Origin of the sequence: Microcystis sp. M_QC_C_20170808_M9Col (genome assembly GCF_007095495.1) — a bacterium.
GTDB lineage: Bacteria > Cyanobacteriota > Cyanobacteriia > Cyanobacteriales > Microcystaceae > Microcystis > Microcystis aeruginosa.
In genome coordinates this window covers 48,178-55,084 of sequence record NZ_SFBZ01000324.1, presented here as the reverse complement: position 1 = coordinate 55,084, position 6,907 = coordinate 48,178, and the positions used below count along the sequence as shown (strand labels likewise).

Sequence of the window (6,907 nt, the reverse complement as noted above, 5' to 3'; positions counted from 1 at the left end):
CTGGCGATCGCTGACTAGAGTGTGACACTTCATAATTCTTAGTAATCGCTAAAAGTCTTACTATACAAGGGCTAGAGCAACTTTTGATTTCAACGACCAGGGTGCGGAATGTGGGTTTAAGACATCTATGGGTAGATTTACGAAGTAAAAAAACTGATAACAATGACGATACCTCATCATAAAAATTTATTCAAATTCTCCATTAAACGCTCATGAATCTCATCACCCCAAAACCGAAATAAGGACAACCCTAGACGATTGACCCTTAAAAACGCATCCTCAGCATCATAAACGGCTAATTCTCACTGATTCTGACTCATTAAAATCATCAATCTCCCTTTTAAGTCAACTCTTAGAAATTGCTAAAATAGGAGTAGAAAAAGCGATAGAAACCGATGAAAAAACGGCAACCGCTTGGATAAACCAACAACTAGAATCCTTAGACATTTCCCCCCTTTTTAAGGGGGGTAGGGGGGATCAATGAACCTTTTTAAGGGGGGTAGGGGGGATCAATGACCCTAAACAACAGCGACTTTCATCTACCTTATAATACTGCCCTAGTAGCCAGAGCGAAAGAACTGCGAAAGAACATGACCTTAGCAGAGAAAAAGCTGTGGTATTCCTATCTAAAAAATTTCAAATTCAAAGTCCTAAGACAACGCCCCATTGATCATTTCATTGTTGATTTTTATTGCCCTAGCCTCAAACTTGTGATTGAAATTGATGGAGATACTCACTTTACGGATGAGGGAAAAGCCTATGATAAAGAGAGAACTGCGCGATTAGAAAGCTATGGATTAAAAGTTATTAGATTCACGAATTCGCAGGTATTAAGAAATTTTGATGCGGTTTGTGAGCAGCTAAATCTTTCGATCCCCCCTTAATCCCCCCTTAAAAAGGGGGGAAATTTTAACGCCTAGAAATTGCTAAAATAGGAGTAGAAAAAGCGATAGAAACCGATGAAGAAACGGCAACCGCTTGGATAAATCAACAACTAGAAAGCTTGGGAGTAAACCTAATCTGATGAACACAAAAATATGAAAATTCCTCAAGAAAAACTCTCACAACTTTGCCAACATTGGCATATTCATAAACTTTCCTTATTTGGTTCAGTTTTACGAGATGATTTTACCGCAGATAGTGATATTGATCTGCTCGTTGAGTTTGAACTTGGTTTTACCCCCAGTTTTTTCAAACTTCATCAAATTCAAGAAGAACTATCTCAATTATTTGATGGACGTACTATTGATCTCGTTACCATCAAATCTCTTAATCATCATATTCGTGAGCGTGTTTTAGCAACAGCAGAGGTGTGTTATGTCGCAGAAAGATAATCAAGTGTATGTTGAACACATGATTGACACAGCAAATAAAGCACTTAGCTTTGTAGAAGGTGTCAGTCGAGAAGATTTTGATAATAACGAACTTTTACGGTTATCCCTCACCCATTTATTGCAAATTATCGGAGAAGCAGCGCGTCGTGTATCACCAGACTTTCGGGAGAATTATCCAACAATTCCTTGGCAAGCAGTCGTCGGAATGCGGAGTAAAGTAGTACACGATTACTTAAATGTTGATGAAGATATTGTTTGGAATACCGTTAAAAATGATTTACCATTTTTAGTTAAAGAACTAGAAAAGATTCTGATCAGGTAAAACTTTGGGAAAATTAGCATAATTTAGATATTGAACTAACCCACTCAAGCAGAGAAACATGAAAGCACTCAAGGTTATGGCAACCATTGATGAACAAGGACAACTCACCCTAGATCATCCTTTAATCATAGACAAAAACAGCCGTGTAGAAGTTATTATTCTCATCCCAGAGGAGGAAACCCAAGATACATCTCAAGCAGAAATTTTAGCAGACTTTCGGCAAGCTTGGCATGAAGCCATGACAGGACAAACTATTCCCGTTTCTCAACTTTGGGAAGGGTTAGAAGATGACTAATCAACCGATAATTCAAGTTTTAGCCTCGGCGACATTCAAGCGAAATCTCCGCACACTTGCTAAGAAATATCGCAGTATTCGAGATGACATTCAACCTATGATTGAACAACTTGAGCAAGGAGAATCATTTAAAGCACTTATTCTTAAGATTAGCCGAATCTCCCCCAATCCCTTTACTGTTGCCTCTTGCCTCTTGCCTCTTGCCTCGTCTCAACAAGCAATTTAAATGCGCGGGCAGCTTATTGGTTATACTGTCTTCAAGTTGAGAGTCCGAAATAGTGATATTCAAAAAGGCAAAAGTGGGGGATACCGTTTAATTTATTACGTCAAAACTGCAACGGCAATCATTCTGTTAACTATTTACACGAAATCTGAACAAGTTGATATGGTGGTAAAGGATATTCAAAGCATTATTACAGACTATGAACAACAGTAAACAGATTATAATTGTAACAGCTATTAATTGGACTAACCACCCATGAATATTAAACAAAAACTATCTTTAGTAACACAAAATCTCTCCGATGAACAATTAGGACCATTGTTAGAGTTAGCAGTAAAATTACAAAATATAGCAATTCCCATAGTTGTGAGGTACAGAGTCTTAGGTTTTGAGGAGTCAGGAGTCAGGATTCGGGATTCAGGAGTTAAGATTTTGGTGTACCTCATGAGATTGGGAAACGCTATAACAACCCAAATACACTTAACTTTACTGAACAAATTGTTATAAGGGATGGAACACTTATATAGAAAGGCATTTAGCGATTTTTGTCAATTGTTTTTGATCTAGAGCGAACTAATCAATTAAGTCTCTTACCAGATAAGGATTTAGTCGATTTATGCCCCCCTATCGAACCATACCAAGTAACGAAGAACCTTAATTTTGGCCTACCGCAAAAAACGGAATCCATCAGGCCATTGGGTTTGAGCATTATAAATAATATCCGTGAGGATGGTATTTTGGAGATTAGCCAGACGCAAATCGGCGCTGCTTAAATCCGCTTGTTGCAAATTGGTTCCTAACAAACTAGCTTGACGGAGAATTGCACCGCTAAGATTGCATTGACTAAGATTGGCAGTGCCGAGGTTGGCCCCACTAAGGTTAGCTTGACTAAAGTTCGCTTTTGCCGCTTGCACAGACCACAAAATCGCCTTGCTTAAATTGGCACCCCGGAAGTTAACTGATTCTAGATTGGCATAGCTAAAGTCAAATTCACTGAGATTCAGACCAGATAAATCCAAACCTTGTAAATTTTCACCGTTTAAGCCGATCTTGAAGCCAGCATTGATCGCGCTCTCCAGTTGTTGACGGGTGACGCTAGACATTGTGTAGCAAGGAAAAAGTAAAAAAGCCTGTCAAGACGGGGAGCTTGCCCGTCTTAACATGATTAAAACTGGATTCGATCGCAGTTAACCAAACAAGGGTACAGTAACCCAATAACGTTTACGATAACCATTGCCAAAGTTAACTTCGATCGCTTTGCGGGCGATCAAAATCGCCTCATCGCCGTCAATATCGTAGCCAATCTCGGTGGAATTGGGTACAGTGGTGAATTCTAGAGGCATTCCAGCGCCACCGCGAGCAGACAGGGAAGCCAATTGTCGGCTAAACTCTGCCGCTAGTAACTGCTCATAGTTGCTAGGTTCGGGTGCTAAGACAGGAGCGATATCACCCTGGGGAGGCGGCGCACTGGCAGAGCGTACAGGACGACTACTTAACTGTTCGAGCGAGCGGACTGATGAATGCACATCGGTGACAGTACCATCATTATCCAGGGCAATTCGCACCGTACCTGCCCCCGGGGTAATCACTGGGACACCATTAATCAACTGTCGGAATTGGACAATCACACCAGTAGTAAACGGTCCGTCCAATTGTCCCGAACCGTTAGCCGTACCGCCGGCTTCGGAAGATAAGATAATTCGATCGAACACCACTGGGACTTCTTGGTCAAGACCGTAACGCCAGACGGCCTCCTGGGCTAAGGTTTGGGCGCTGTCCATAGCCAAAGGGTTGTAATTATAACGGTTAGGAGTTGCCAAACGAACATCAATTGACCCATCACTACCGTAGGCGATGCTTTGTTCCCCCGTCACCACGCGATAGGAGCCATTTCTGGTACTACCAACTTCTGACGGGATTTCCAGGTCAAGACCAAATCGTGCCCCTAGGCTGCGGGCAGCGGGTCGAGTAGCGTCTAGGGGTTGCAAACGACCGACGAGGAGATGCTGGGGTAAGACCAGTTGTGGTTGGCTACTGCGAGCCACATTGTACCATCGCCACCAATACCAAGCATTACTGACCCGTTCGCGAGAAAAATAGCGTTCATTAAAGAGACGATTTTTCGCCTCATCCGCACTGGCACCGCAGGCCACCACCGAGGGGGCCTGGTCGTGGGCAATGCGCCAACTAGCATCTAACCAAGCGGTACTAAAAGACTTATTCTTGTTCCATTCTTCCCAGAAAAATTTGCCGTAATTGGGATTATCCCAACTAACAGTTTCATAGCCGAAGAGCATTCGCCAACCGCGATTACTACGATGCCAAGTGCGAATCGGGTTGTGACCGCCCAGAACCCGCAGGGAAAGACAGGTAGACAGAAAAATGTATCTGACCCGCTCGTTAGCCCAAACTAACTTATCACTGCTAGAGACGACCGTACAACCTTCGTTACCCCACGGTTTGCTCATCGGTAGATAAAACACGCCATTGGCATCCATCCCGCCATGACCAGAGTGATAGAAGGCCATGACCGCATCTACCCCGTAGGTATCTTGCCAATCATCGTAGGGTTCGTAGTAAAGCCAGGGTTGTACGCCACAATCCTGATACCAAAAGTTTAAGGGGGTAAACTTTTTCACATAGTCTAACCAGCCTTGGGCATCTTCATGGGTATAGCGCAGGGTGCCAAAGGAGCAACCACAGCCCACTTCAATACTACAGCCGCCATAGAGATTCGCTCCGCCACGCAGGCCATCTTTGCTATCCTGACCGAGGGGGTTTTCGGCCAAGAGAGGAACGGCGGGAATTTCTGGTGTTTCGGACTTAGGAAGGTTAGCTGCGGGGGGAATTTGAGTCGGTTGTGTTAATGTCATGGTATTTTCCTCGTTAAATCTTGAAAAAGTTTTAAAAAACGTAAATTTCCTGAATCACGTTGTTTTCTAGACGCAGATTGACGGGAAATTTTCTTTCCTTAGCGGCGGACAACAGGGCAAGCATCCCCAAGAAAACACTGTCACTCTCGCTGGCAATCTTGCGCCAGCCGAGGCCGTCCACATAGGCGGCCGCATTGCGTTCTTGGTTAATCATCCACAAACCGGTAATCTGCTTTTTCTCTAGCCAAGCACTGCCGGGGACAGTGAAGGTCATCGTGGCACCAACGGCAGAAATCTGGGCGATTTTTAGGCCAGAGTTGCTACCATCCCACCATTTGCCAGCAGGACTGGTGCTATCGGAAAACTCGGTTTTATAGGAGGCTCGAAATAGGTCGGCGTTATCACCAGCATTCACGTCTTTTTCCAAATCGAAGCGATTATCGGCCTGTTCTAAGGAACATTCGTAGTGTTGGCTAGGAGTCATCTGTTCCTCCTCGTTACCATTCTTCTGTTCGTCCACGTGCCAGATGGCTAGGCCCGCATCGGGGAGGAATGTATCCCGGCCAGTTTTCTGCCGGTTTTCGATCAGGAAATACTCGTTAGCGTTCTTACTGTAGAGGTAAAACTCATTCTTGGCCGCAGCAAGACTGGCGGTAAGACCTGGAGTTATCGCTGTCACTTTGCTGGCCCAACCGGCTTCATTTTTGAGGTAGGCACAAACTTGTACGGGATTTTTATCATTGCCTCCGTAACACATCAGACAATAATTACCCACTCCTGCCGATTGACCGCCATAATCGTAGAGGTCGGGAAAATCGCAAATCATGTGACCATTTTCATGACAGAAGGTACGCAAGGTCAGTTCACTACCCATATTGGTGATTTGGTAGTCGTATAGCTTCTTGCCCCCCCCGACATCGTAGGGTGAAGCTAAACTCCAGGAATGAGGCCATAGTCCTTCGGCCCAATTGTTGACCCGCGGTCCGACATAGAAGACATTTAAGGCATAAATTAAGCCGTTACTATCACTACTCAACTGACTAAAGTTAAAGCCTTGGGATTTCAAATAATTGAGGGCTTCTAGAATCAGTTCTCGGGCGCGAGTACCATAGTCGATCGCTGGATCGGTATAATAGGAGCGATTATGGGCGGCGGTGTAATATTGGGTGACAACATTGGTATAGGTTAATTTTCCCTGGGAGTTGTCGTAGAAATAATCCCGTACTGACCCTTTATTGCCAAATCCGGCGTAACCAGGTAGGTTACAGAAGTTGCTGACTTCCTGTTGGGAAATGCTGGCGGCAACGTCGGGAAACTTAATCAAGATACATAATCCCAGATAGTTGCCCACAGTTACTGTTGAAGTTGGTCTGGCATCAGCACTGGTCGTCGCACTGATTCCCTGCAGCTGAGTTTTTTTTTGCTGACGACGGACTCGCCATTGACTGAACCCTTCCTGTAGCATCGGTGCGCTCTGAGCTTGTTGTTTGGCACTCTCGGTCTCGATGCTTAGATGGGGCTGGATGCCGAGGCTTTGGGGTGCTACTTGGCCGACTATCCCATCGGTGGCTATCAGTTGGCTTTTGTCTTCGGAAAGCTGGGCGTAGGTGTAAAAACCATTGTCAGGGTTTTTGACCACGGTATAGCCATCTAGGGTTTCAAAAACAGCATAATACTGGTTTCCCGATCCCCTGACCCGGATAGTGCTGCCGTCGGGATTGGTGAAGGTAAATTCCTCATTCACAAAGGGTGTAGGCATAGATTTGATTCTCCTTGCCAAAGAAATTTTGGCTTTCTCGATGAGAAGCTCTGTTCAAGAACTAAGTACAGGACAATGCACAATTTCAATAATCATCAAAT

7 protein-coding genes and 1 pseudogene are annotated in these 6,907 nt (G+C 44.4%); 5 read left to right on the top strand and 3 right to left on the bottom strand.

The window, feature by feature from the left end:
• Positions 1 to 512 precede the first annotated feature (512 nt).
• From EWV68_RS20900 to EWV68_RS22185, 5 genes and pseudogenes are all read left to right on the top strand, one after another.
• Positions 513 to 884 (top strand): endonuclease domain-containing protein, encoded by a 372-nt coding sequence (locus EWV68_RS20900; protein WP_287170918.1) that lies wholly within the window; start codon positions 513 to 515, stop codon positions 882 to 884.
• Between the two features lie 153 nt (positions 885 to 1,037).
• Positions 1,038 to 1,334, top strand: a complete 297-nt coding sequence (locus tag EWV68_RS20895; protein WP_106909158.1) for a nucleotidyltransferase family protein — start codon at positions 1,038 to 1,040, stop codon at positions 1,332 to 1,334.
• Positions 1,318 to 1,656, top strand: coding sequence for a HepT-like ribonuclease domain-containing protein (locus EWV68_RS20890; protein ID WP_024969856.1), 339 nt, complete (start codon positions 1,318 to 1,320; stop codon positions 1,654 to 1,656). The genes EWV68_RS20895 and EWV68_RS20890 overlap by 17 nt, the downstream gene beginning before the upstream one ends.
• Before the next feature lie 58 nt (positions 1,657 to 1,714).
• The gene (locus tag EWV68_RS20885; RefSeq protein WP_002754695.1) at positions 1,715 to 1,951 is read left to right on the top strand and encodes a type II toxin-antitoxin system RelN family antitoxin; all 237 of its coding nucleotides are present in this window, start codon (positions 1,715 to 1,717) and stop codon (positions 1,949 to 1,951) included.
• Positions 1,944 to 2,387, top strand: a pseudogene (locus EWV68_RS22185) (type II toxin-antitoxin system RelE/ParE family toxin). Before EWV68_RS20885 ends, EWV68_RS22185 begins: the two are co-directional and overlap by 8 nt.
• A 452-nt stretch (positions 2,388 to 2,839) precedes the next feature.
• Here EWV68_RS22185 and EWV68_RS20875 read toward each other — a convergent pair.
• The 3 genes from EWV68_RS20875 to EWV68_RS20865 all read right to left on the bottom strand — a co-directional run bounded on the left by EWV68_RS20875 (position 2,840) and on the right by EWV68_RS20865 (position 6,806).
• Complete coding sequence (locus tag EWV68_RS20875; RefSeq protein ID WP_287170916.1) at positions 2,840 to 3,277, bottom strand: pentapeptide repeat-containing protein; 438 nt, start codon at positions 3,275 to 3,277, stop codon at positions 2,840 to 2,842.
• 84 nt (positions 3,278 to 3,361) lie between these two features.
• A complete protein-coding gene (locus EWV68_RS20870) occupies positions 3,362 to 5,047 on the bottom strand; it encodes a DUF6345 domain-containing protein (RefSeq protein WP_287170915.1) in 1,686 nt (561 codons plus the stop codon).
• 31 nt (positions 5,048 to 5,078) lie between these two features.
• Positions 5,079 to 6,806: a M6 family metalloprotease domain-containing protein gene (locus EWV68_RS20865; protein ID WP_287170914.1), complete on the bottom strand. Its 1,728-nt coding sequence runs from the start codon at positions 6,804 to 6,806 to the stop codon at positions 5,079 to 5,081.
• Between the last annotated feature and the right edge of the window lie 101 nt (positions 6,807 to 6,907).

Coding starts and splice junctions, on each gene's coding strand:
- EWV68_RS20875 (WP_287170916.1), bottom strand. CDS start 3,277: ATGTCTAGCGTCACCCGTCAACAACTGGAGAGCGCGATCAATGCTGGC.
- EWV68_RS20870 (WP_287170915.1), bottom strand. CDS start 5,047: ATGACATTAACACAACCGACTCAAATTCCCCCCGCAGCTAACCTTCCT.
- EWV68_RS20900 (WP_287170918.1), top strand. CDS start 513: ATGACCCTAAACAACAGCGACTTTCATCTACCTTATAATACTGCCCTA.
- EWV68_RS20890 (WP_024969856.1), top strand. CDS start 1,318: ATGTCGCAGAAAGATAATCAAGTGTATGTTGAACACATGATTGACACA.
- EWV68_RS20865 (WP_287170914.1), bottom strand. CDS start 6,806: ATGCCTACACCCTTTGTGAATGAGGAATTTACCTTCACCAATCCCGAC.
- EWV68_RS20895 (WP_106909158.1), top strand. CDS start 1,038: ATGAAAATTCCTCAAGAAAAACTCTCACAACTTTGCCAACATTGGCAT.
- EWV68_RS20885 (WP_002754695.1), top strand. CDS start 1,715: ATGAAAGCACTCAAGGTTATGGCAACCATTGATGAACAAGGACAACTC.